The sequence below is a fragment of the Streptomyces sp. NPDC025618 genome, from assembly GCF_055558795.1.
Genome location: NZ_JBVHLW010000001.1, coordinates 37,811 through 62,247 on the forward strand (window position 1 = coordinate 37,811; position 24,437 = coordinate 62,247).

The following is a 24,437-nucleotide window of genomic DNA, read 5'->3' on the forward strand; positions in this document are numbered from 1 at the left end:
GCGGGGTAGCCCACCCCACACCCCCCCCCCCCCCACCCCCCCACCCCCCCCCCCCCCCCCCCCCCCCCCCCCCCCCCCCGCCCCGCCCGTTCGGTGGTGCCGCTCAGATCTCCCCGCGGAGCTTGGCGAGCGCCTCGGCGAGGATCGCCTCGCCGTCCGCGTCGCTGCGCCGCTCCCGGACGTACGCCAGGTGGGTCTTGTAGGGCTCGGTGCGGGGCGGGTCCGGCGGGCTGTCCCGGTCCTGACCGGCCGGGAAGCCGCAGCGCGGGCAGTCCCAGGTGTCCGGCACCTGTGCGTCGCTGGCGAAGCTCGGCTGCGTCTCGTGCCCGTTCGAGCACCAGAAGGAGATGCGGAGGCGAGGTGCGGACTCGCCGCGCTCGGCCTCTCCCATCGGCCCCGCTCCGACCCGACTTCCTCGGATCGCGTTGCCACTTGCCACGGTCGTAACTCCCTGCGTGATGGTGCTGCACGGTGCCAAATAGCGGCTGCGCCGCGGGGTCGGCCGAACGGACTCCGCTGCGGGCGCCCCAGTCTACGTAAGGCCCAACGCGCGTCCAGTGCCAGGAGTTACAGCCCGGCCGCGAAGACGCGACCTCAATGATAGGCCGCGTCCGCGACGGTACGTCAGCTATCGAGCTTCATCAGCAGGCCGAGTGCGACAATGCACGCGAACCACAGCAGACCGACCACGACGGTGATCCGGTCGAGATTCCGCTCGGCGACCGAGGAGCCGCCGACGGAGGACTGCATGCCGCCGCCGAACATGTCGGACAGACCGCCGCCCTTCCCCTTGTGCATGAGCACCAGCATCATCATCAGCAGGCTGAAGACGATGAGGGCGATCGAGAACCCCATGACCACGGCTGGACCAACTCTCTCGGACTGGAACGGTGAGGGGCCGGGCGGCTGATAAGCACCGGTCCCGGCCCCGACAGGGTACGACGGGGAGCACCCGTCGTCATAGCTCGCTTACTGGTCGCGGAACCGGACGATCTTGACGAAGTCGTCCACGTCCAGGGCGGCGCCGCCGATCAGGGCACCGTCGACGTCCGGCTGCGCCATGATCGCGGCGATGTTGCCGGACTTGACGGAGCCGCCGTACTGGATGCGCACCTTGTCGGCCAGCTCGCGGCCGTAGAGCTCGGCGAGCCGGCCGCGGATGGCACCGCAGACCTCCTGCGCGTCCTCGGGCGTGGCGACCTCGCCGGTGCCGATGGCCCAGACGGGCTCGTAGGCGATGACGATGCTCTCGGCCTGCTCGGCCGGGATGTCCTTGAGGGCGCCGTCGACCTGCGCGAGGGTGTGCGCGACCTGGGCGCCGGCCTTGCGGACCTCCAGGCCCTCGCCGACGCAGAGGATCGGGGTGATCCCGTGCCGGAAGGCGGCCTTCACCTTGGCGTTGCAGACCTCGTCGGTCTCGCCGTGGTACTGGCGGCGCTCGGAGTGGCCGACGGCCACGTAGGAGCACTTGAGCTTGGCCAGCATCGCGCCGGAGATCTCGCCGGTGTAGGCGCCGGAGTCGTACGCCGAGATGTCCTGGGCGCCGTACTTGATCTTGAGCTTGTCGCCGTCGACCAGGGTCTGCACCGAGCGCAGGTCCACGAAGGGCGGCAGGACGGCGACCTCGGTCTGGTCGTAGTCCTTGTCGGCGAGCGCGAAGGCGAGCTTCTGGACGTGCGCGATGGCCTCGAGGTGGTTGAGGTTCATCTTCCAGTTGCCCGCCATCAGCGGGGTGCGTTCACTCACGGTGGTTCAGTCCTCCAGTGCGGCGAGGCCGGGGAGCGTCTTGCCCTCGAGGTATTCGAGGCTGGCGCCGCCGCCGGTCGAGATGTGGCCGAAGGCGGTCTCGTCGAAGCCCAGGATGCGCACGGCGGCGGCCGAGTCGCCACCGCCCACGACGGTGAACGCCTCGCTGTCGAGGAGGCCCTGGGCGACGGCCTTGGTGCCGTTGGCGTAGTCGGGGTGCTCGAAGACGCCCATGGGTCCGTTCCAGAAGACCGTGCCCGCGTCGGCGAGCTTCGAGGCGTAGAGCTCACGCGTCTTCGGGCCGATGTCCAGGCCCTCCTTGTCCGCCGGGATGGCGTCCGAGGCGACGAGCTCCGGGTTGGCCGGAGCCTTGGTCTTCAGGTCCGGGAAGTCGGCCGAGACCAGGACGTCGACGGGGAGGACGAACTCCACGCCGCGCTTCTCGGCCCGGGCCAGGTATTCCAGGCAGACCGGGATCTGGTCCTCCTGGAGCAGGGAGATGCCGACCTCGTGGCCCTTGGCCTTGAGGAAGGTGTAGGACATGCCGCCGCCGATGAGGATGCGGTCGGCCTTCTCCAGCAGGTTGTCGATGACACCCAGCTTGTCGGAGACCTTGGCACCGCCGAGGACCACGACGTACGGGCGCGCGACGTCCTCGGTCAGCTTCTTCAGGACGCCGACCTCGGTGGCGATCAGGTCGCCCGCGGCGTGCGGGAGGCGCGCCGGGAGGTCGAAGACCGAGGCGTGCTTGCGGTGCACGGCGCCGAAGCCGTCACCCACATAGAGGTCGGCCAGCGACGCGAGCTCGTCGGCGAAGGCGCCGCGCTCCGTGTCGTCCTTGCTGGTCTCGCCCGCGTTGAAACGGAGGTTCTCCAGCAGCGTGACCTCGCCGTTCGCCAGTGCGGCGACGGTGGCCTTCGCGCTGTCACCGACCGTGTCGGTGGCGAACGAGACAGTCTTCCCCAGGATCTCGCCGAGCCGCGTGGCAGCGGGCGCGAGCGAGAACGCGGGGTCCGGGGCGCCCTTGGGACGGCCCAGGTGCGAGGCGACGATCACCTTGGCGCCCGCGGCGGCGAGCTTGGCGATCGTCGGGGCGACGGCGCGGATGCGGCCGTCGTCGGTGATGGTGGTGCCGTCGAGCGGCACATTGAGGTCGGCGCGGACGAAGACCCGCTTGCCCTCGACACCGTCCTGCAGGAGATCGTCGATCGTCTTCATGAATGACTCCGGTTGGGGGCACCTGCCCAGCGGCAGCTGGGGGTTTCCATTGTGGTCAGTCATGGGACGGGGCTCGTACGGCGCCCCATCGCGCCCTACGAGCCCCGTCCCCGCGCTCAGATCAGAGCTGGCCGCCGACGAAGACGGTCAGGTCGACCAGACGGTTGGAGTAGCCCCACTCGTTGTCGTACCAGCCGACGACCTTGACCTGGTTGCCCTGGACCATGGTCAGGGAGGAGTCGAAGGTGCAGGAGGCCGGCCAGTTCACGATGTCGGAGGAGACGATCGCGTCCTCGGTGTACTCGAGGACGCCCTTGAGCTGACCCGAGGCGGCCTTCTGGAAGGCGGCGTTGATCTCTTCCTTGCTGGTCTCGCGGTCGAGCTCGAGGACCAGGTCGGTGACCGAGCCGGTCGGGACCGGGACGCGCATGGCGATGCCGTCCAGCTTGCCCTTCAGCTGCGGGAGGACCAGGGCGGTGGCCTTGGCGGCACCCGTCGAGGTCGGGATGATGTTCTCCGCGGCGGCGCGGGCGCGACGCAGGTCGGAGTGCGGGAAGTCCAGGATGCGCTGGTCGTTGGTGTACGCGTGGACCGTGGTCATCATGCCCTTGACGATGCCGAAGTTCTCGTCGAGAACCTTGGCCATCGGCGCCACGCAGTTGGTGGTGCAGGAGGCGTTGGAGATGACGTGGTGCTTGGCCGCGTCGTACTTGTCCTGGTTGACGCCCATGACGATGGTGATGTCCTCGTCCTTGGCGGGCGCGGAGATCAGGACCTTCTTGGCGCCGGCCGCGATGTGCTTGGCGGCGTCGGCCTTCTTGGTGAAGATGCCGGTCGACTCGATGACGATGTCGGCGCCCAGCTCGGCCCACGGCAGGTTCGCCGGGTCGCGCTCGGCCATCGTCTTGAAGGTCATGTCGCCGACGGTGATGGAGTCGTCGGTGTGGCTGACCTCGTGCTTCAGACGACCCAGGATGGTGTCGTACTTCAGCAGGTGGACCAGGGTGGCGTTGTCGGTCAGGTCGTTGACACCGACGATCTGGATGTCCGCACCCTGCTCCAGCAGCGCGCGGAAGTAGTTACGACCGATACGGCCAAAGCCGTTGATGCCTACGCGGATCGTCACGAACCGATCTCCTCGTTGGTGTGCCGGTCTGTCCGCCGGCGAGCTGTATGGGATGTCCCCGACCACCACCGACCCTACCTCTAACGAAGGAGGGACGTGACATTGGCGGACCCCTCATCCGTCACCTGTCAATGGCGTGCAACACATTCCCGAGCAGACGAGCGCGCTCCTTCCCATTTGATACGTGTTCGAGACCGAAACCCAGCAGCGCGGTGTCACGGGTGGTGACGGCCGCGGAGTAGTGGCCGAGCTCCCGCGAACGCGCCCAGTCCCCCGTGTTTCCGGGGCTGCCCGCGGGCGGGCCGGGCACGGTCCAGGGCCCCAAGGAGGTCTCGAAGCCCTCGGTGGCCTGGTCGGTGCCGCCGACGGTGACAGTGGCCTCGTCGACGAAGACACCGCGGCCGCCGCTGCCCGGGTCCGTGACGTAGGAGACAGCGACCTCGGCCTTCCGGCCCGCGAAGGCGCTCAGATCGAAGGAGACCTGCCGCCAGCCGCCGGACGAGCCGGTGAAGGCGTGCCAGCCGCCCGTGCTGCCCTGGCCCACGCAGCTACCGCTGCGCAAGGTGAGGTAGTGGGTGAGGAAGGGGTGGAGCGCCAGGGTGGAGCCGCAGTCCAGGGGCACCTGATCGGTGGTGCCGCCGCGGGCGTCGGGCAGGGTCGTCCAGTCGTCGCGGCCGACGGTGTGCGTCTCCACGACGGCGTTGTCGTAGCCCTGCTCGGTGTCGTGGCTGAGCCGGAATCCGAGGGCGGGCCGGTCCGCCGCCGTCACGCCGGTGAGGTCGACGGTGCGGGCCAGCCGCATCCAGGCGCTGTCCTGGTGCCGGGCGGCCGCCATCCAGCTGCCCGCGTACGGCTGGAAGGGGGAACGCATGCCGGTGTAGTCGCCCGCGGGCGCGCTGCGGAACTGCGGGAAGTCGGCGGGCGGCAGCTCGGCGGAGACCGGGCTGTACGCGCCGGCGGCGGTCAGCGGGTCGCCCGGCGCGTCGGCGAGGGTGGCCGAGGTGCCCTTGAGCTTGCCCGCGCCGTCGAAGCGCGGCGGATGGACGTACGAGACCCGGCTGCCCGCGCCCAGGTAGTACTGACCGAAGTCGTCGGTGTCGGCCGGGCCGACCCGCGCGCTGCCGCCCGCCTGCTGCCCGGCGGCGACGACCTTGCCCCCGGCATTGATGAAGTCCCTTACGGCCAGCAGGGTTTCGCCGCCCGGCCGGTTCGCGCCGGAGTACCACACCACGGTTCTGAAGTGGCCGAGCACACCGAGCGCGTGGGGCGCGCCCTGCCGCACGACGTCCCAGACGGCGGCCTTGCGGCCGTTGTCGGCGAGGGCCTTGGTGTAGACGGCGACATCGCGGGCGGCCGCCGTGCCGCCCTCGTCGGCGAGCACCAGGGTGTCGGCGCGGGGGCGCCGCGCCACGCTGTAGGTGAACGGCTCGCTGGCGGTGGGCCTGCCCGCGCGCGTACGGCCGGTGAACCAGACCTGGACGCGGGAGCCGGGGTCGGCGCCCTCGACCTGGGCGCGGTACTGGTCGAAGCGGAGGTTGTCCCGGCCGCCGTAGCGCTTGCCGCCCTCCCACGCCTCCAGCGGCGCGGTGTGCGTACGGCCGCCGTCGATGCGGTAGTTGAGGCGCTTGTCGCGCACGCTCTTGCGGGCGGTGACGGCGACGTCCTGCTCCTCGCCGCGCGCGTAGGAGGTGGTGAAGGCGTCGGGGGTGAAATCCGGCGCGCTCAGGCCGACGGAGGAGACCGGCTGGTCGTCACCCGCCTGGTTGGCGGCGGTCTCGGCGACGGAGAGCGCGAAGGGGAGGTTCTTGGTGAACTCCCGCTGGATCAGCTTCTCGTCGTCCGGGAAGGTGAAGGAGGAGCGGCAGTCGGCCGGGTCCCAGCGGTGGTCCGGGTCGGACCTGGCCGCGGTCTCGCAGGTCGACATCTCCGGGGTGAACATCATCGTGCCGTTGACGTTGGCCGCGTGCCCGTCGGCCTCGCCGTTGGTGGTGTAGAGCTCGGAGGAGAGCTGGGGGCGGTAGCCGGGGATCGCGGAATGCTCCGGGGTGCCGGCGAGCGCCTTGTAGAGGACGTCGTCCGGGGTGGGCGTGGCGACCTGCCAGCCGACGCCGTAGAGCAGCAGTTCCGCGGCGGAGTGGTAGTTGATCGCGAACTTGAAGTGGACGCGCTTCTCGAAGGCGTCCAGGGCACGGGTCTCCGGCTCGGAGGCGGGGGACGGCCCGCGGTAGGTCTCGGAGGTGGGCCTGGGGGACGAACCTTCGTTGTCGTAGCCCCACTTGTAGGGGAAGTTGCGGTTGAGGTCGACGCCGTCGGCGGAGGTGATCTTGCCGTCGCCGTCGTTGTCCCGCAGGTTCTTGCGCCACAGGCGGGTGTCGGGGCTCTGGAAGGTGTAGTCGTAGCCGTCGGGGTTGGCGGAGAGCAGGAACCACAGCTCGGAGCGGTCGACCAGCTTGGTGACGCGGTCGTCCTTGCCGTAGTGGTCCAGATAGTGGTGCATCAGCCGGCGGGTCATCTCGGGCGTGATCCACTCGCGGGCGTGCTGGTTGGACATGTAGAGCACGGACGGCCTGGCGCCGTCGCGCGTCCGCGCCGCGTCCTTGGTGATCTTCAGGGCCAGGATGTCCTGCCCGCGCACGGTCCTGCCGATGCTGACGACCTTGGTCAGGCCGGGGTGCGCCCGCGCGGTGGCGACGATCTCCTCTTCGAGGCCGCCCTTGGGGCCGTACGGGCGGAAGACGCCGTCACCGGCGGCCTTGAGCCGCTCCTGGGTCCTCCTGGAGACGCGCTTCTCGGTGAGGTCCACACCCTGCCCGCGCAGGTCCGCCGCCTGCTTCGGGGTGAGGGTGAGCTCGACGGGCGCGATGTGCCCGGCGGTGACCCGCTCGCCCAGTTCGTGGCCGTCGATGCCCGCCGCGAGGAGCAGCGGGATCTGCGGGGAGGTGACCTTCGCGGTCCATACGGAGAGGGGGCCGCTGTCGGCGGTGGCGCCCGGGGCGGGTCGCGCGTGTGCGAAGGGTGCGGCGGCCAGCCCGCCGATCAGCAGCGAAGCGGCCGCCAGGATCGGTCTCACCTTGCGTCTCATGAGCTCCCCTTGTCGTGGTCGGCACATCGGGTCGCACGCACGCCAGGCTGATGAAACGCCCATGGTCATGTCAACAGGCGCGAAACCGCCGGTCCGGCCGGATTCCTCCGGCCGGACCGGCGGTCGAGGGGCCTGGCCCCTCCGGTCAGCCGACCATGCCCTCGGCAAGCTCCTCCGAGAGGTCGGACAGATCCGAGAGGTTCGACTCGGTGCCGGGGATGCCCAGATCCTGCGCCCGCTTGTCGGCCATCGCGAGCAGGCGGCGGATACGGCCGGCGACGGCGTCCTTGGTCAGCGGCGGGTCGGCGAGGGCGCCCAGCTCCTCCAGGGAAGCCTGCTTGTGCTCCATGCGCAGCCGGCCCGCGGCGGCGAGGTGCTCGGGGACCTCCTCGCCCAGGATCTCCAGCGCGCGCTGCACCCGGGCGCCCGCCGCCACCGCGGCGCGCGCCGAGCGGCGCAGGTTGGCGTCGTCGAAATTGGCGAGGCGGTTGGCCGTGGCCCGCACCTCGCGGCGCATCCGCCGCTCCTCCCAGGCGAGCACCGACTCGTGCGCGCCCAGGCGCGTCAACAGCGCGCCGATCGCGTCACCGTCCCGGACGACCACCCGGTCCACGCCGCGCACCTCGCGCGCCTTGGCCGCGATCTGGAGCCTGCGGGCCGCGCCGACCAGCGCGAGCGCCGCCTCGGGCCCGGGGCAGGTCACCTCCAGGGAGGACGAGCGGCCGGGCTCGGTGAGCGAGCCGTGGGCGAGGAACGCGCCGCGCCAGGCGGCCTCCGCGTCACACGTGGCACCCGAGACGACCTGCGGCGGCAGCCCGCGGATCGGCCGGCCGCGGCCGTCGACCAGGCCGGTCTGGCGGGCCAGCTGGTCACCGCCCGCCACCACCCGCACCACGTAACGGCTGCCGCGGCGCAGCCCGCCGGGGGCCATCACCACCAGGTCGGAGCTGTGCCCGAAGATCTCCAGGATGTCCTTGCGGAGCCGCCGGGCCGCGATCCCGGTGTCCAGCTCCGCCTCGATCACGATGCGCCCGCTGACCAGGTGCAGTCCGCCCGCGAACCGCAGGATCGCCGAGACCTCCGCTTTCCGGCAGCAGGTCCGGGTGACGGGGAGCCGGGAGATTTCATCCTTCACCGCTGCCGTCATCGCCATGGGCCGATCCTTCCATGCATCCGAAAAATACGGTCGTACGCGGCGGCCAACAGCTCCGGGTCGTGTGTAGGGGAGCCGTCGGGCGCGGCGACCGGCGCCAGCTCGACCGCCGCCCCCAGACGCTTGGCGGCGTCGGTGAGGCTCTGCCGGTCGGGCACGGCGGCCTCGTCGGCCAGCACCACGTCCAGGGCGAGTTTAGGGGCGTGTCGGGCCAAAACCTCCAAATGACGCTGCGGGGAGAAGCCATCTGTTTCGCCGGGCTGCGGCGCGAGGTTCAGCGAGAGCACCCGGCGGGCCTTGGTCTGCTGGAGCGCGTCGAGCAGCTCGGGCACCAGCAGATGCGGGATCACGGAGGAGAACCACGAGCCCGGTCCGAGGACCACCCAGTCGGCGTCGAGCACCGCTTCCACGGCCTCGGGCACGGCCGGCGGGTCCTCCGGCACGACGTGCACGGACTGCACCTCACCGCGGGTGAGCGCCACGGTGGCCTGACCGCGCACGGTGCTGATCGCGTCGGGCTCGGCCACGTCGTGGCCCCGTACGAGCGCCTGGAGCTCCAGCGGCACCGCGGACATGGGCAGCACCCTGCCGTGCGCGCCGAGGAGCTTGCCGACCAGGTCCAGGGCCTGCACGTGGTCGCCGAGCTGCTCCCAGAGGGCGACGATCAGCAGATTGCCGACGGCGTGTCCGTGCAGGTCGCCCTCGCTGGCGAAGCGGTGCTTGATCACCCGGGCCCAGGTCTGGCCCCAGTCGTCGTCACCGCACAGGGCGGCGAGCGCCTTGCGCAGGTCGCCCGGGGGCAGCACGCCCAGCTCGTCGCGGAGCCGGCCGCTGGAGCCGCCGTCGTCGGCGACGGTGACGACGGCGGTCAGGTCGCCGGTGATGCGGCGCAGGGCGGCCAGCGACGCGGACAGGCCGTGGCCGCCGCCGAGGGCGACGACCTTGGGCTGCGCGCCGCGGCCCGCGCGGGCGCCGCCCCGCCCGCTCGCGCGGGCGGGGACGAGCCGGCGGCCGCGGCGCAGCCGGAACGTGCGGCCGGTCACTCGCGCCCCATGTCCCTGTGGACGACCACGGTCTCGACACCCTCCGAGGCCAGGCGGTGGGCGAGCTTCTCGGACATCGCCACCGAGCGGTGCTTGCCGCCGGTGCAGCCGACCGCGATGGTCACATAGCGCTTGCCCTCGCGGCGGTAGCCCGCGGCGATCAGCTGGAGCAGCTCGGTGTAGCGGTCGAGGAACTCCTTGGCGCCGGGCTGGTTGAAGACGTAGCCCGAGACCTCCTCGTTGAGGCCGGTGAAGGGGCGCAGCTCGGGGACCCAGTGCGGATTGGGCAGGAAGCGGCAGTCCACCACGAGGTCGGCGTCGACGGGCAGGCCGTACTTGTAGCCGAACGACATGACGGTGGCCCGCAGCTCGGGCTCCTCCTCGCCGGCGAACTGGGCGTCCATCTTGGCGCGCAGCTCGTGGACATTGAGGCTGGAGGTGTCGATCACCAGGTCGGCGTCGCCGCGCAGCTCGCGCAGCAGGTCGCGCTCGGCGGCGATGCCGTCGACGATGCGCCCGGAGCCCTGGAGGGGGTGCGGGCGGCGCACGGACTCGAAGCGGCGCACCAGGGCGTCGTCGGACGCCTCCAGGAAGATCACCCGGCGCTTGACCTTCTTGGCCGCGAGGTCCGCGAGGGACTCCCGGAGGTTGTCGAAGAAGCGGCGGCCGCGGACGTCCACGACCACGGCGATGCGGGCCACGTTGCCCTGCGAGCGGGCGCCGAGGTCCACCATGGTGGGGATCAGGGCGGGCGGCAGGTTGTCCACGACGAACCAGCCGAGGTCCTCCAGGCACTTGGCGGCGGTGCTGCGGCCCGCCCCCGACATGCCGGAGATGATCACCAGTTCGGGGATGCCCGCCGCCTCACCGGCCGCGTCCGCCGTCGTGCCCGTACTCACCTGTGCTCCGTCTCGCTCGGTCCCGGTCATGCTGCTACCCCCGTTCTGCGGACGGCGCCGCGGGGCGCGGCTCCGTCTTCCATACTGCGGTCTTCCGGTGTCCGTGCCCCGGACGGCTCCCGCCGTCCGGGCGCGCACCGCCGGCCGAGGCCGTGGGTGTACACGTCCATCATTCCTCCGCATCGTCCATGATCTCGCCTGTCGCGGTGTTGACGGCAGGGGCGGGCGGCGCTGTCGCGGCGAGTGCGGCGGCGATCGTCTCGGCCGTCTTGCGGCCGATGCCGGGCGTCTCGCAGATCTGCTCGACGGTCGCGGCCCGCAGCCGCTTGACCGAACCGAAGTGCTTGATCAGCGCCCGCTTGCGGGTGTCCCCGAGGCCGGGGACGGCGTCCAGCGGTCCGGCCTTCATGCTCTTGGAGCGCTTGCCGCGCTGGTAGGAGATGGCGAAGCGGTGCGCCTCGTCCCGGACGCGCTGGAGGAGATAGAGGCCCTCGCTGGTGCGCGGCAGGACGACGGGATCGTCGTCGTCGGGCAGCCAGACCTCTTCGAGACGCTTGGCGAGGCCGCAGACGGCCACGTCGCTGATGCCGAGGTCGTCCAGGGCCCGCCGGGCGGCGGCGACCTGCGGCTGCCCGCCGTCGACCACGACGAGCTGCGGCGGATAGGCGAAGCGCTTGGGCCGGTCGTCCTCGACGGCGAGGGGCCCGTCCTCGGTGTCCTCGACGGCGTTCGCCTCGGACCACTCCCCCGCCTTCTGCTGCTCCCGCAGATAGCGGCGGAAGCGGCGGGCGACGACCTCGTGCATCGAGCGGACGTCGTCCTGGCCCTCGCCGTGCCAGACCTGGGTGTCCCCGACGCGGCCCGTGATCTGGAAGCGGCGGTACTCGCTCTTGCGGGCGAGGCCGTCCTCGAAGACGACCATGGACGCCACCACGTCCTGCCCCTGGAGGTGGGAGATGTCGAAGCACTCGATGCGCAGCGGCGCCGAGTCGAGCCCGAGGGCCTCCGCGATCTCCTCCAGGGCGCGGGAGCGGGTGGTGAGGTCGGAGGCGCGCTTGGTCTTGTGCAGCGCGAGGGCCTGCGCGGCGTTGCGCTGGACCGTGGCCATCAGGTCCTTCTTGTCGCCGCGCTGCGGGATGCGCAGGTCCACGCGGCCGCCCCGGCGCTCACCGAGCCACTGGGCGACGGGCTCCACCGGGTCGGGCAGGGCCGGGACGAGGACCTCCTTGGGGACCGCGTCGCCCTTCTCCTCGCCGTAGAGCTGCTGGAGCGCGTGCTCGACCAGGCCCGCGGTGTCGACGGCCTCGACCTTGTCGGTCACCCAGCCGCGCTGGCCGCGCACCCGCCCGCCGCGCACGTGGAAGATCTGGACGGCGGCCTCCAGCTCGTCCTCCGCGACGGCGATCAGGTCGGCGTCGGTGGCGTCGGCGAGGACGACCGCGTTCTTCTCCATGGCGCGGCGCAGCGCTTCTATGTCGTCACGCAGCCGGGCGGCCTTCTCGTACTCCATCTCCTCGGCGGCTTCGCGCATCCGCTCCTCCAGGCGGCGCAGATAGGCGCCGGTGCGGCCGGCCATGAAGTCGCAGAACTCCTCGGCCAGTTCGCGGTGCTCCTCGGGGGTGACGCGGCCGACGCACGGTGCGGAGCACTTGCCGATGTAGCCGAGGAGGCAGGGGCGGCCGATCTGGGCGGAGCGCTTGAACACCCCGGCGGAGCAGGTGCGTACGGGAAAGACACGCAGCATCAGGTCGACGGTCTCGCGGATCGCCCAGGCGTGGGCGTACGGGCCGAAGTAGCGCACGCCCTTCTTCTTGGGGCCGCGCATGACCTGCACGCGGGGGAACTCCTCGCCCAGCGTGACGGCGAGGGAGGGGTAGCTCTTGTCGTCGCGGTATTTGACGTTGAAGCGCGGGTCGTACTCCTTGATCCAGGAATACTCCAGCTGGAGCGCCTCGACCTCGGTGGCGACCACGGTCCACTCGACGGAGGCCGCGGTGGTGACCATGGTGCGCGTGCGCGGGTGCAGACCGGCGAGATCCTGGAAGTACGAGGAGAGCCGCTGACGCAGGCTCTTCGCCTTCCCGACGTAGATCACGCGGCCGTGCTCGTCACGGAATCTGTAGACCCCCGGCGAGTCGGGGATCTGTCCCGGCTTGGGTCGGTAGCTGCTCGGGTCGGCCATGTCCCACAGCCTACTTGCGGGCACTGACAACGCCGTCGTCCAGCCGGGCCCGGAACGGGGGCGGGCACGCCTCCGGCCCCGGCGGGTGCGCGCCGGGGCCGGAGCGGGAGCGTTGTGGGGCCGCCCCCTCGGTGCGGGTGGTCCGCCGCGGGCCGGTCAGCCGCGGCGCCGCCTGCGGCGGACCCCCAGGGCAAAGGCGCCGAGGGCCAGGGCAGCGCCCGCGGCCGTCGCGGTGGCCGCCGTGTTCAGCGGGCCGCCCGCGTCGGTCCGCGCCGCGGCCGCGGTCCTGGCCTCTGCCGTCTTCTCCGCCGTCCCGCCGGCCGGCTCCGCGTAGCCGCCGGCCATGCCCTGCCGGGCGTACGCGGAGCCCGGCAGCTTGTCGCCATACGCCTTGTGGACGCGCGCCCGGTAGTTCTCGACGCTCGTGCCGCCGGCCCCGATCGCCCGCGTGGCTTCGGCGTCGAGGGGCAGCACCTGGTCGCCGCGCTGGACGTACCAGGCGTCGATCTGCGGCTCGCGGAAGACGGTGCCCCCGCCGAGCTTCCGCGCGCCCTCTGCGGTGTAGCGCGTCTCGTCGTCGCCGGTGGCGATGTTGACGACCTTCCAGGTGTCCCCGGACTTCACCGTCCACACCGATGCCTTCTGCCCGTCGGCGGAGACCGCCTCGCTGGCGAGGAACTCCAGCTCGGCGACGGGGGCGTCCTTCTTGCCCGCCACGAACTCCGGGGCGAGCGTGTAGACCGGCACCGTCGCGCCGTCGATCCTCGGCCGCGCCTTCGCCTGGGCGACGGCTCCGTCGCGGGCGAAGAAGCGGGAGAGGGTGTCGAGCGTCGCGGGGGCGGCCGCCGCGTCGTGCGCGGCGCTGACGCCCGCGGCGGGCGGGGCTACGGGGGCGGGGACCGGGTTCCCGTCGGCGTGCGCGAGGGGGGCGAGGCCGAGGAGGGCGGCGGTGAGCGCTCCGGCGGCCGCCGCACGGGCCGCGTTCCTGCTGGTGTGCGTGCTCATGACCTCACGCCCCGATCCGGTAGAGCGAGTGGGTCCACGAGAACTGGTCGTTGTTCACGTACCAGCTGTGCGAGGCCCAGTTGTAGCGGTTGTTGGACGGCCACGGGTCGCCCCAGTAGACCCAGCTGCCGGAGTCGTCGTACCCGTAGAGGACGTGCATGTGGCCACCACCGGAGGCCCACTGGATGCGGGTCTCGACGGGCCGGTTCGCGCTGATCTCCCCCTGCACGGTCGAGTAGCGCAGCCAGCCGCTCACGTACGAGCCGGAGTTGATGCCCGCCCAGTCGAGGGCGTTCTGCACATTGCCCAGGGTGGCCTGGTTGTTGGGGCACTCCGAGCCCTGCTGCCTGTTGAAGGCGGCGTTGCAGAACTGGTTCTGGCTGTAGTCGCGCCCGAACCAGGTGGCGATGGTGTTGCCGGAGCCCGCCCAGCACCAATTGGTCTTCTGCTGGGCCTGCATGGAGATGTTGAGTTTCTTGGACGCGGCGTAGCCCTGGTGATCGCCGCCGGTCGCCGCGCTCGCCGTGGTGGGGACGGCGAGCAGGGCGGAGGCGACGAGCGCGGCGACGGACAGCCGTCTGCCGCGTATACGGCTCTTTCCGGTCGTTTTCTGTTGTGCCGATGCACGGGACATGGACGTTCCTCCCGAGGCGGGGGGTTGAGACGGAGGAGCGCGTCCGGACGCTGATCAGGAGCATCAGGGTGTTGTCAGTGACCGGTCAACAGGTTTCAATGCTGGGTGAGCCGGCGGTGTGAACAGCGCGAACCGGATGTGAACGGCCGGTGCCCGGTCAAGAGGATCACAGCGGTCCGGCGAGCCGGACCGCTCCCGCCACCGGTGAATATTCACAGAGGGGCGAGCGGATGACACAGAGCGGCGCGGCGGCCGACGCGGCCGAGAACGAGCTTGCGCGGGCCCTGCGCACCGGACCGTTCCACCTGGCACTGCGCACCGCGCTGTCCGTGCGCGGGCTCGCCCTGCACCGGGTGCAGCACCGGCTCGCGCAGCGCGGCGTGAAGGTCGGGGTGACGAGCCTCAGTTACTGGCAGCAGGGCGCGCGCAGGCCCCAGCGGGCCGAGTCGCTGCGCGCGGTGCGCGCGCTGGAGGACGTACTGGAGCTGCCGCCGCACTCCCTGAGCCGGCTGCTCGAACCGGCGTCACCCCGCACCGGGACGGAACGTCCGGCGGGCCGCTCCTACCGCTCCCTGGTCGAGGAGTCACGGGCGCTGGGGCGGCTGCTGGCGGAGCTGGAGTCACCGGCCGACGGCGGGCTGCACACCGTCTGCCATCTGGAGCGGGTCCTGATCGGCGCCGGACGCGAGCTCCGGGAGCGCGACTCGCAGCACGTCGTCCGCGCCCACCGGGACGGTGTGGACCGCTATGTCGCCATCCACCACGGCGACACCGGCTGCGACCCCGGGCAGGTGGCGGTGCGGGCCGCCGAGAACTGCCGGGTGGGGCGCGTGCGCTGGCACGCCAAGGCGGGCGTCCTCGTCGCCGAGCTGCTCTTCGACACCCGGCTGCGGGCCGGGGAGACCTACGTCTTCGGCTACGGCTTCGAGGACGGCACGGCCGGGCCGAGCAGCGAGTACGTACGGGGCTTCAGCTTCGCGGGCGGGCAGTACGTGCTCCAGGTGTGCTTCGACAGCGCGGCGCTGCCGGTGCGCTGCCGCAGGTTCGCCCAGAGCTCCGCGGGCGCGCCGCGCGCCGGGCAGCAGGAACTGACGCTGGCGGGGCGACACCGCGGAGTGCACCTGGTGGAGCAGGGGGTGCGGCCGGGCATCCTGGGGATCACCTGGGACTGGTCCTGAGCGGGCCACGCCCGGCGGAACCCCGCCCGGCCGGGGCTCCGTCGTCGCCCGGGCTCCCGGATCCCCTGCCGGACTTGATCACTCACCTCGCGCCCGAGCACACCGGCCTGTCCGGCCATCGAGGACACGGCCGCGCGACGGCGGTGCGGGAGCGGGACGGCCTTGCCCGGCTGGATCGTTTTGTCGTCCGGCTGGATCGTTTTTGTCGTGGGAGTCCGCGGCGGCGGTGCGGGAGCGGGACGGCCCGCGGCCCGGCCTCGAGAACCGCCGAGCCCGGCCCGGCGCCCGGCGTCAGGCGTCCGGGCCCGCGATCAGCTTGCCGTCGGCCAGCTTGACCGGCACGGCGGGCAGGGGCGCGCCGGCCGGACCCTGGAGGACCTTGCCGGTGGCCGGGTCGAACTTGCTGCCGTGGCACGGGCAGCTGATCTTCCCGTCCTCGATCTTGTCGACGACACAGCCCGCGTGCGTGCAGACCGCGCTGAACGCCTTGTACTCGCCCTTGGCGGGCTGCGAGACGACCAGGCGCTGCTCGCGGTAGAGCCGGGCGCCGCCGACGGGCACGTCGGCCGGGGCCCCGAGCTCCACGGGGGCGGTGGGGGCGGCCGCGCCCTTGGCGCCGCCCGGACCGCCGCCCGTGCACGCCGTGACGCCGAGCCCCGCGGCACCCACCAGAGCGGCGCCGCGCAGCACGGTGCGGCGGTCCGTGCCGGGGGCGGCGGATTCGGCGGAGTCAGCGGGGGGTGTCATGGGTGCTCCAACGGTGCGCTGCGGATCGAACGCGTCGACCCTACCGGCACTCCCGATTCCCCTTGCGGCCCCTCCGCGGAGCCGGCGACATGGCAGGCTGGGCCCGGCGGGAACCCGGCCGGGAAAGGATGCCCCTTGTGATCGTCGTCGCCGGAGAGGCTCTGATCGACCTGGTGCCCCTGGTGCCGGCCGAGGGCGGGGGCTCGCTGCCCGCGTTGCTGCCGCGGCGCGGTGGCGGCCCGTACAACACGGCTGTGGCGCTGGGACGGTTGGGCGGACCGGCCGCCTTCTGCTCCCGGGTGTCGGCGGACGGCTTCGGCGAGGCCCTGCTGGCCGGCCTCCGGTCGGCGGGGGTCGACGTCTCGCTGGTACGGCGCGGACCGGAGCCGACGACGCTCGCGGTGGCCGACGTGGGGAAGGACGGCTCCGCGGGCTACGCCTTCTACGCCGAGGGCACCGCGGACCGCCTGTTCGAGCTCCCGGGGCCGCTGCCGGAGGCGGTGTCGGCGCTGTGCCTGGGCACCTGTTCGCTGGTGCTGGAGCCCGGGGCGAGCGCGTACGAGGCGTTGCTGCGCAGGGAGGCGGAGCGCGGGGTGTTCACGCTCCTCGACCCCAACATCCGGGCGGGCCTGATTCCCGACGCGGACGCCCACCGCGCCCGCTTCCGCTCCTGGCTGCCGCATGTGACCCTGCTGAAGCTCTCCGACGAGGACACCCGGTGGCTGGGCGGCTCCCCCGGCGAATGGCTGGCCGAGGGCCCCGCCGCGGTGGTGATCACTCACGGGGCGGCGGGCCTGTCCGTACACACCCGCGACGGCCTCCGGCACACGGTCACGGCACCGGCGGTCGAGGTCGTGGACACGATCGGTGCGGGCGACACGGTGAACGCGGCGCTTCTGCACGGGCTCGCGACATGTGGGGCACTGTCGCGAGAGGCCCTGGCCACGGTGGCCTGGCCTCCCCTTCTCCACTTCGCGGCCCGCGCGGCGGCCGCCACGTGCTCGCGCGCGGGGGCGGAGCCGCCGTGGGGGGCGGAGCTCGCTCTTTAGGGGGCGGCTTGTCGGCGCCTGCGGCGGGGGCTTTTCCCCTACCCGCCCCTTCCCGAACTGGGGCTGCGCCCCAGACCCCGCAACACGCTTCGCGCGTTATCCTCAAACGCCGGACGGGCTGATTTGGCTGAGCTCAGCTATTCCAGCCCGTCCGGCGTTTGAGGACGCGGCCGCAGGCCGCTCCCGCCGCAGGCGGCAACGAAACCCGCACTCGGGGGCCTGGGGCACACGCCCCAGTTTCGGGAAGGGGGCGGGGCTGGGGAAAAGCACGCCGCAGGCGCGAGCAACCCGCATCCGCAAAGCGACCCCCACCCCACCCCGGCTAAACCTTCCGCTTCGCCCGAGCCGCGGCAACCGCCTTCTTCGCCGGAGCGGCAGCAGCCTTCTTCGAAGCAGCCGTCTTCGAAGCAACCGCCTTCTTCGTAGCGGCAGCCTTCTTCTTCCGCGCGGGCGCCGCAGGCGAATCACTCACCCGGTCCCCAAGAAGCTCCCGCAGGAACTTCCCGGTGTGACTGTCCGGCACGGAAGCCACCTCTTCCGGCGTGCCCTCCGCGATGACGAGGCCGCCGCCGCTGCCGCCCTCCGGGCCCATGTCGACGACCCAGTCGGCCGTCTTGATGACGTCGAGGTTGTGCTCGATGACGATGACGCTGTTGCCCTTGTCGACCAGCCCCGACAGCACCGAGATGAGCTTGCTGATGTCCTCGAAGTGCAGCCCGGTGGTGGGCTCGTCGAGGACGTAGACCGTGCGGCCGGTCGAGCGCTTCTGCAGCTCGCTGGCGAGCTTCACACGCTGCGCCTCGCCGCCGGAGAGCGTCGGCGCGGACTGCCCGAGGCGGACGTATCCGAGCCCGACCTCGTGCAGGGTGCGCAGGTGCCGGGCGATCGTCGGCACGGCCTCGAAGAAGTCGAGCGCTTCCTCGATCGGCATGTCCAGCACCTCGGCGATGGACTTGCCCTTGTAGTGCACCTCCAGGGTCTCCCGGTTGTAGCGCGCGCCGTGGCAGACCTCGCACGGCACGTACACGTCCGGCAGGAAGTTCATCTCGATCTTGATCGTGCCGTCGCCGGAGCAGTTCTCGCAGCGGCCGCCCTTGACGTTGAAGGAGAAGCGGCCCGGCAGATAGCCGCGCACCTTCGCCTCCATCGTCTCCGCGAAGAGCTTGCGGATGTTGTCGAAGACGCCGGTGTACGTCGCGGGGTTGGAGCGCGGCGTGCGGCCGATGGGCGACTGGTCGACGTGGACGACCTTGTCGACGAGGTCGTCGCCGTCCACGCGCGTGTGCCGCCCGGGGACGGCGCGGGCGCCGTTGAGCTCGCGGGCCAGGTGGGTGTAGAGGATGTCGTTGACCAGCGTCGACTTACCGGAACCGGAGACACCGGTGACGGCCGTGAGCACACCGAGGGGGAAGGACACGTCGATGTCCTGGAGGTTGTTCTCCCGGGCGCCGCGCACGGTCAGCCGGCGGTCGAGGTCCACGGGCCGGCGCTCGAACGGCGTGGCGATGGCCTTCTTGCCGGAGAGATACTGACCGGTCATCGACTCCTTGTTGCGCAGCAGGTCCTTCAGGGGTCCGCTGTGCACCACCTTGCCGCCATGCTCGCCCGCGCCGGGGCCGATGTCGACCACCCAGTCGGCGACCTTGATCGTGTCCTCGTCGTGCTCGACGACGATCAGGGTGTTGCCCATGTCCCGCAGGCGCACGAGCGTTTCGATGAGGCGGTGGTTGTCGCGCTGGTGGAGGCCGATGGACGGCTCGTCCAGGACGTAGAGCACGCCGACGAGGCCGGAGCCGATCTGGGTGGCGAGCCGGATGCGCTGGGCCTCGCCGCCGGAGAGGGTGCCCGCGGCGCGGTTGAGCGAGAGATAGTCCAGGCCGACGTCGACCAGGAACTTCAGCCGCTCGTTGACCTCCTTGAGGACCCGCTCGGCGATCTTCTTCTCGCGGCCGGTGAGCTTCATGTCCCGCAGGAAGTCGGCGCATTCGCTGATCGACATCGCGGCGACCTCGGCGATGGACCGCCCCTGCACGGTGACCGCGAGGACGATCGGCTTGAGGCGGGTGCCCTCACAGGTCGGGCAGGGCACCTCGCGCATATAGCCCTCGAAGCGCTCGCGGCTGGAGTCGCTCTCCGCCTCGGAGTGGCGCCGCTTGACGAAGGGCACCGCGCCCTCGAAGGCCGTGGTGTACGCGCGCTCGCGGCCGTAGCGGTTGCGATAGCGCACCTCGATCTGGGTGCGGTGGCCGTTCAGCAGCGCCTTCTTGGCGCGCTGCGGCAGCCCGGCCCAGGGGATGTCGGTGCGGAATCCGAGCTCGCCCGCCAGGGCGCCGACGAGGCGGTTGAAGTAGTCCTTGGTGTGGCCGTGCGACCAGGGGCTGATCGCGCCCTCGTCCAGGGACTTGTCCTCGTCGGGGACGATCAGCTCCGGGTCGACCTCCATGCGGGTGCCGATGCCGGTGCAGTCCGGGCAGGCGCCGAAGGGGGAGTTGAAGGAGAAGGAGCGCGGCTCCAGCTCCTCGAAGGAGAGGTCGTCGTACGGGCAGTAGAGGTGCTCGGAATACATCCGCTCACGCTCGGGGTCGTCCTCGGCGAGGTCCACGAAGTCGAGGATCACCATGCCGCCGGACAGGCCCAGCGCGGTCTCGATCGAGTCGGTCAGCCGGCGCTTGGCGCTGTCCTTGACGGTGAGGCGGTCGATGACCACCTCGACCGTGTGCTTCTCCTGCTTCTTGAGCTTGGGCGGCTCGGAGAGCTGGATGGTCTCGCCGTCGACGCGGGCCCTGCTGTAGCCCTTGGTCTGGAGGTCGGCGAAGAGGTCGACGAACTCGCCCTTGCGCTCGCGCACCAGCGGGGAGAGCACCTGGAAACGGCTGCCCTCGGGCAGCTCCAGGACCTTGTCGACGATCGCCTGCGGCGACTGGCGGGAGATCGGCCGCGCGCACTCGGGGCAGTGCGGCTTGCCGATGCGCGCGAAGAGCAGGCGGAGGTAGTCGTAGACCTCGGTGATGGTGCCGACCGTGGAACGCGGGTTGCGCGAGGTCGACTTCTGGTCGATGGACACGGCCGGGGACAGGCCCTCGATGAAGTCCACATCGGGCTTGTCCATCTGCCCGAGGAACTGCCGCGCGTAGGAGGAGAGGGACTCGACGTAGCGACGCTGCCCCTCGGCGAAGATCGTGTCGAACGCGAGGGACGACTTGCCCGACCCGGAGAGCCCCGTGAAGACGATGAGGGAGTCACGGGGGAGGTCGAGCGAGACGTTCTTGAGGTTGTGCTCGCGAGCGCCACGGACGATGAGACGGTCAGCCACGCGGGTCGGCACCTTTCTTGAGAACGGTGGGATGTGCCGCATCCCCGACCCAGGGTAGGGGGGCCGCGGCGCGGATGTCGGATCCGATGCCACACACGAGCCTATAGCACGCACATTCGAATTACGGCGGAAGTCGAATGACTTCACCCGGACGAGTGGCGGCGCTATCGTCGCCGCATGATCGATCATGTGCGCGACCTGGCATCTGTACGTGAAGCGACCGACCGACTCCTCGGCGCGGTCGCGAAACTGGACAACGGCGCCGTCGCCGAAGCGTCACGGCTGCCCGGCTGGACCCGCGGTCACCTGCTCTCCCACATCGCCCGGAACGCGGATGCCCTGGGCAACGTCCTGCGCGGACTGCCCATGTACGTGAGCGGCGAGGCGCGGGACGCGGACATCGACAACGGCGCGGGCCGGCCCCTGGACGCCCAGCTCGCCGACCTCCGTGAGAGCGCGGGCCGCCTCATGGAGACCGCCGGCGCCGTCGACGACTGGACGCGCACGGTCACCCTGCGCAACGGAGTGACCGACGTGGCCGCGCGGGTCCCCTTCCGGCGCCTCACCGAGCTCGAGCTGCACCACGTCGACCTGGGCATCGGCTACGAACTGGCGGACCTCCCGGACGACCTCCTCGGCCGGGAGATCGACTACCTCGCACAGCGCTTCTCCGGCCACCCGGACCTTCCCTCCGTCACCGTCACCGCGACCGACGGACGGCAGTGGCACACGGGCCGCGCGGACGCCCGCGCGGTCACCGTCACCGGCACCGCCCCCGCCCTGCTCGGCTGGCTCGCCGGGCGCGGCGAACGCGGCGCCGGGCTGGAGACCGACGGCGCCCCGCTCCCGGCGCTGCCCCCGCTATAGGCTTGAAGCCATGACGTACAGCGGAGCGGTGAAGGTCGGCGGCCCGGCGGATGTGCACGAGCTGACCGACCTGATGATCTCGAAGGTCGCGGTCGGGCCGATGGACAACAACGCGTATCTGCTGCGCTGCCGCGCGACGGACGAGCAGTTGCTGATCGACGCCGCGGCCGAGCCGCACACCCTGCTCAGCCTGATCGGGGACAGCGGCATCGCCTCGGTCGTCACCACCCACCGGCACGGCGACCACTGGGGCGCGCTGCGCGAGGTCGTGGACGCCACCGGGGCCCGCACGCACGCGGGCCGCTACGACGCCGAGGGCATCCCCGTGCCGACGGACGTACCGGTCGAGGACGGTGACACGATCCGCGTCGGCCGCGTCGAGCTCACCGCGCGCCACCTGACCGGCCACACACCGGGCAGCATCGCCCTGGTCTACGACGACCCGCACGGCCACCCGCACCTGTTCACCGGCGACTGCCTCTTCCCGGGCGGCGTCGGCAACACCCACGGCGACCCGGAGGCGTTCGCGAGCCTGCTGGACGACGTCGAGACCAAGCTCTTCGGACAGCTCCCGGACGAGACCTGGGTCTACCCCGGCCACGGCGCCGACACCACCCTCGGCGCCGAGCGCCCCCACCTCGCGGAGTGGCGCGCCCGCGGCTGGTGACCTCGGGCCCGTGAAGCGAAAAAGGTAAGGACCGTCGGCCCTGGCCGACGGTCCTTACCTTTGCCCCGGACCGGGTCGCACGGCGGCACCACACACCCGCGACGCCGGCATCTCCGCGCGCCCCCGGCCGCACCCCCGCACGCCCCGTTGCCTCACCTCCTGAGGGAAGTTGGGCACTACATGCGATCCGACCGATCTCCGGACGAACGCCCACCGGCCATGCTCCGCCTGGCAGCCGCGTCCCTGGTGGGCACCGCCATCGAGTTCTACGACTTCTTCGTCTACGGCACCGCTGCGGCCCTCGTGCTCGGCCCGCTGTACTTCCCGACGGTCTCCCCGCTGGTCGGCACGCTCGCGGCCTTCGGCACGTTCGGGGCCGGGTTCGTCGCGCGACCGCTCGGGTCGGTGTTCTTCGGTCATATCGGCGACCGGCGCGGCCGCCGCCCGGTCCTGATCATGTCCCTGCTGCTGACGGGCGTCGCGACCGTCGCGGTCGGCCTGGTGCCCACCTACGGCAGCATCGGGGTCACGGCCCCGGCCCTGCTGGTCGTCCTGCGGTTCGCGCAGGGCTTCGGGGTCGGCGGGGAGTGGGGCGGCGCCGCGCTGCTGACCGCCGAGCACGCCCCGGCGGGCCGCCGCGCGCTGTGGTCGAGCGTGCCCCAGATCGGCCCGCCCGTGGGCTTCCTGATCGCCAACGGGATCACGCTCACCCTCTCGGCCACGCTCACCGACGCGCAGTTCCGCTCCTGGGGCTGGCGGGTGCCGTTCTGGTTCGCCGGCGTCCTCGCGGTCGGCGGACTGCTGCTGCGCGCCCGGCTGTCCGAGACCCCGCAGTTCCGCGAACTGGCCGACCGGGGCGACCGGGCGGAGGCCCCCTTCGCCGAGGTCGTACGCGGCCACTGGCGGCTGGTCCTGCTCACCGCCGGGGGCCTGACCGTCGCGTACGCCCTCTACTACACGATCACCACGTGGTCCCTCGCCTACGCGACCGAGCGGCTCGGTATCGACCGTACGGTCATGCTCGGCTGCATCATGGCGGCGGTCTCGGTGTCGGCCCTGGTCACCCCGGTGTTCGCGTACCTGGGCGACCGCTACGGGCGCCGCCCGCTGTGCCTGGCGGGCTGCGTCGCCGTGGCGCTCTGGATGGTCCCGCTGATCGCCCTGCTGTACACCGGCCGGCCGGTGTGGATGGTGCTCGGCTTCCTGGTCGCGACGCTGGCCTTCACGACGATGTTCGCCGTCGTCGCGGCCTATCTCCCCGAGTTGTACGAGCCCCGGGTGCGCTGCACGGGCGCCGCCGTGGGCTACAACCTCGGCGGGGTGCTGGGCGGCGCCGTCACCCCGCTGGTCGCGACCGCGACGGCGCGGGGCGACGGCCCGCCGTGGGGCGTCGCGGCCTATCTGACCGCGCTCGCGCTGCTCAGCCTGGGCTGCTTCGCGCTGCTCCCCGAGACCCGCCCGGTGACCGCCGGGAGCCCGGTCGGCGAGGGCGCGCCCGCCTGAGCCGACGGGCGGCCCGGGCTCAGACCTTGGCGCTGTCGGCCACCGCTTCGGCGGCCGCCTGCTTCTTCGAGGCGCGCAGACTGGTGATCGTGGTGACGACCAGCACCGCGCAGATGACGCCGAGCGAGACCGGGATGCTGATCTCGGGCACCCCCACGCCGTTCTCGTGCAGCGCGTGCAGGACGAGCTTGACGCCGATGAAGCCGAGGATCACCGAGAGGCCGTACGAGAGGTGGACCAGCTTCTTCAGCAGCCCGCCGATCAGGAAGTACAGCTGCCGGAGGCCCATGAGGGCGAAGGCGTTGGCCGTGAAGACGATGTACGGGTCCTGGGTCAGGCCGAAGATCGCCGGGATGGAGTCCAGCGCGAAGAGGACGTCGGTGGTGCCGATCGCCAGCATGACGATCAGCATCGGCGTCATCAGGCGCTTGCCGTTCTCGACGACGAACAGCTTGGTGCCGTGATAGCGGTCGGTCGAGGGGAAGCGCTTCTCGACCAGCTTGAGGAAGCGGTTCTCCTCGAACTCTTCCTCCTCCTCGTCGGCCCGCGCCTCCTGGATGAGCTTCCACGCGGTCCAGATGAGGAAGGCGCCGAAGATGTAGAAGACCCAGGAGAAGTTGGCGATGATCGCCGCGCCGGCGCCGATGAAGACGGCGCGCAGGACGAGGGCGATCAGCACGCCGACCATGAGGACGCGCTGCTGGTAGATCGACGGCACCGCGAACTTCGCCATGATCAGCACGAAGACGAAGAGGTTGTCGACGCTCAGGGACTTCTCGGTGATGAAGCCCGCGAAGAACTCGCCCGCGGGCTCGCCGCCGCCGAAGAGCAGCAGCCCCAGCCCGAAGAGCCCGGCCAGGGCCACCCAGACGACCGTCCAGATGCCCGCTTCCTTGAGGGACACGTCATGCGGTTTGCGGCCGCCGATGAAGAAATCGGCGGCGACGAGGGCGCACAGACCGAGAATGGTCAGCACCCACAGGGTCAGGGAGACGTCCACTGTTCCTCCGGCACGTCATACGGCA

General features: G+C 71.5%; 20 protein-coding genes. 5 read left to right on the top strand and 15 right to left on the bottom strand.

Features of this window, described 5'->3' with window-relative positions; all coding sequences use genetic code 11:
• Positions 1–103 precede the first annotated feature (103 nt).
• From ACZ4A5_RS00180 to ACZ4A5_RS00235, 12 genes are all read right to left on the bottom strand, one after another.
• The gene (locus ACZ4A5_RS00180; protein ID WP_079110552.1) at positions 104–439 is read right to left on the bottom strand and encodes an RNA polymerase-binding protein RbpA; all 336 of its coding nucleotides are present in this window, start codon (positions 437–439) and stop codon (positions 104–106) included.
• Positions 440–624: 185 nt separating this feature from the next.
• Positions 625–855 carry a preprotein translocase subunit SecG gene (gene secG / locus ACZ4A5_RS00185; RefSeq protein WP_184730779.1) on the bottom strand — a complete coding sequence of 77 codons (231 nt, stop codon included), beginning with the start codon at positions 853–855 and terminating at the stop codon, positions 625–627.
• A gap of 114 nt (positions 856–969) precedes the next feature.
• The gene (gene tpiA / locus ACZ4A5_RS00190) at positions 970–1,746 is read right to left on the bottom strand and encodes a triose-phosphate isomerase (RefSeq protein ID WP_361532314.1); all 777 of its coding nucleotides are present in this window, start codon (positions 1,744–1,746) and stop codon (positions 970–972) included.
• A gap of 6 nt (positions 1,747–1,752) precedes the next feature.
• The gene (locus ACZ4A5_RS00195; protein ID WP_467576362.1) at positions 1,753–2,964 is read right to left on the bottom strand and encodes a phosphoglycerate kinase; all 1,212 of its coding nucleotides are present in this window, start codon (positions 2,962–2,964) and stop codon (positions 1,753–1,755) included.
• 121 nt (positions 2,965–3,085) lie between these two features.
• Complete coding sequence (gene gap, locus ACZ4A5_RS00200; RefSeq protein ID WP_467576365.1) at positions 3,086–4,090, bottom strand: type I glyceraldehyde-3-phosphate dehydrogenase; 1,005 nt, start codon at positions 4,088–4,090, stop codon at positions 3,086–3,088.
• Between the two features lie 121 nt (positions 4,091–4,211).
• Positions 4,212–7,172 (bottom strand): M14 family metallopeptidase, encoded by a 2,961-nt coding sequence (locus ACZ4A5_RS00205; RefSeq protein WP_467576368.1) that lies wholly within the window; start codon positions 7,170–7,172, stop codon positions 4,212–4,214.
• Positions 7,173–7,317: 145 nt separating this feature from the next.
• Positions 7,318–8,325 (bottom strand): DNA-binding protein WhiA, encoded by a 1,008-nt coding sequence (gene whiA / locus ACZ4A5_RS00210; protein ID WP_121797708.1) that lies wholly within the window; start codon positions 8,323–8,325, stop codon positions 7,318–7,320.
• Positions 8,316–9,368 carry a gluconeogenesis factor YvcK family protein gene (locus ACZ4A5_RS00215; RefSeq protein ID WP_467576372.1) on the bottom strand — a complete coding sequence of 351 codons (1,053 nt, stop codon included), beginning with the start codon at positions 9,366–9,368 and terminating at the stop codon, positions 8,316–8,318. Before ACZ4A5_RS00215 ends, whiA begins: the two co-directional genes overlap by 10 nt.
• Positions 9,365–10,297, bottom strand: coding sequence for an RNase adapter RapZ (rapZ, locus tag ACZ4A5_RS00220; RefSeq protein ID WP_366007543.1), 933 nt, complete (start codon positions 10,295–10,297; stop codon positions 9,365–9,367). Before rapZ ends, ACZ4A5_RS00215 begins: the two co-directional genes overlap by 4 nt.
• A gap of 139 nt (positions 10,298–10,436) precedes the next feature.
• Entirely contained in the window at positions 10,437–12,449 is a 2,013-nt protein-coding gene (gene uvrC, locus ACZ4A5_RS00225; RefSeq protein WP_467576376.1) for an excinuclease ABC subunit UvrC, read from the bottom strand.
• 156 nt (positions 12,450–12,605) lie between these two features.
• Positions 12,606–13,454 (bottom strand): hypothetical protein, encoded by an 849-nt coding sequence (locus ACZ4A5_RS00230; protein WP_467576379.1) that lies wholly within the window; start codon positions 13,452–13,454, stop codon positions 12,606–12,608.
• A gap of 4 nt (positions 13,455–13,458) precedes the next feature.
• On the bottom strand, positions 13,459–14,088 hold the full coding sequence (locus tag ACZ4A5_RS00235; protein ID WP_467576381.1) for a papain-like cysteine protease family protein: 630 nt from the start codon (positions 14,086–14,088) through the stop codon (positions 13,459–13,461).
• Positions 14,089–14,318: 230 nt separating this feature from the next.
• Here ACZ4A5_RS00235 and ACZ4A5_RS00240 point away from each other — a divergent pair, with 230 nt between their 5' ends.
• Positions 14,319–15,266, top strand: coding sequence for a hypothetical protein (locus tag ACZ4A5_RS00240; protein ID WP_467576384.1), 948 nt, complete (start codon positions 14,319–14,321; stop codon positions 15,264–15,266).
• Between the two features lie 291 nt (positions 15,267–15,557).
• Here ACZ4A5_RS00240 and ACZ4A5_RS00245 read toward each other — a convergent pair whose 3' ends face one another.
• A complete protein-coding gene (locus ACZ4A5_RS00245) occupies positions 15,558–16,013 on the bottom strand; it encodes a Rieske (2Fe-2S) protein (protein ID WP_467576387.1) in 456 nt (151 codons plus the stop codon).
• A gap of 137 nt (positions 16,014–16,150) precedes the next feature.
• Here ACZ4A5_RS00245 and ACZ4A5_RS00250 point away from each other — a divergent pair, with 137 nt between their 5' ends.
• On the top strand, positions 16,151–17,062 hold the full coding sequence (locus ACZ4A5_RS00250; RefSeq protein ID WP_467576390.1) for a carbohydrate kinase family protein: 912 nt from the start codon (positions 16,151–16,153) through the stop codon (positions 17,060–17,062).
• Between the two features lie 322 nt (positions 17,063–17,384).
• On the opposite strand, the gene uvrA is transcribed toward ACZ4A5_RS00250, so the two are convergent.
• Positions 17,385–20,375: an excinuclease ABC subunit UvrA gene (gene uvrA / locus ACZ4A5_RS00255; protein ID WP_467576393.1), complete on the bottom strand. Its 2,991-nt coding sequence runs from the start codon at positions 20,373–20,375 to the stop codon at positions 17,385–17,387.
• Positions 20,376–20,552: 177 nt separating this feature from the next.
• On the opposite strand from uvrA, the gene ACZ4A5_RS00260 reads away from it, so the two are divergent.
• The 3 genes from ACZ4A5_RS00260 (at position 20,553) to ACZ4A5_RS00270 (ending at position 23,412) form a co-directional block, all read left to right on the top strand.
• Positions 20,553–21,242, top strand: coding sequence for a maleylpyruvate isomerase family mycothiol-dependent enzyme (locus ACZ4A5_RS00260; RefSeq protein ID WP_467576395.1), 690 nt, complete (start codon positions 20,553–20,555; stop codon positions 21,240–21,242).
• Positions 21,243–21,252: 10 nt separating this feature from the next.
• Positions 21,253–21,909, top strand: coding sequence for an MBL fold metallo-hydrolase (locus tag ACZ4A5_RS00265; protein ID WP_467576397.1), 657 nt, complete (start codon positions 21,253–21,255; stop codon positions 21,907–21,909).
• A 219-nt stretch (positions 21,910–22,128) separates the two neighbouring features.
• On the top strand, positions 22,129–23,412 hold the full coding sequence (locus ACZ4A5_RS00270; protein WP_467576400.1) for an MFS transporter: 1,284 nt from the start codon (positions 22,129–22,131) through the stop codon (positions 23,410–23,412).
• A gap of 19 nt (positions 23,413–23,431) precedes the next feature.
• Here the strand turns inward: ACZ4A5_RS00270 and ACZ4A5_RS00275 are convergent, their stop codons facing one another.
• Positions 23,432–24,412 (bottom strand): TerC family protein, encoded by a 981-nt coding sequence (locus ACZ4A5_RS00275; RefSeq protein ID WP_467576403.1) that lies wholly within the window; start codon positions 24,410–24,412, stop codon positions 23,432–23,434.
• Between the last annotated feature and the right edge of the window lie 25 nt (positions 24,413–24,437).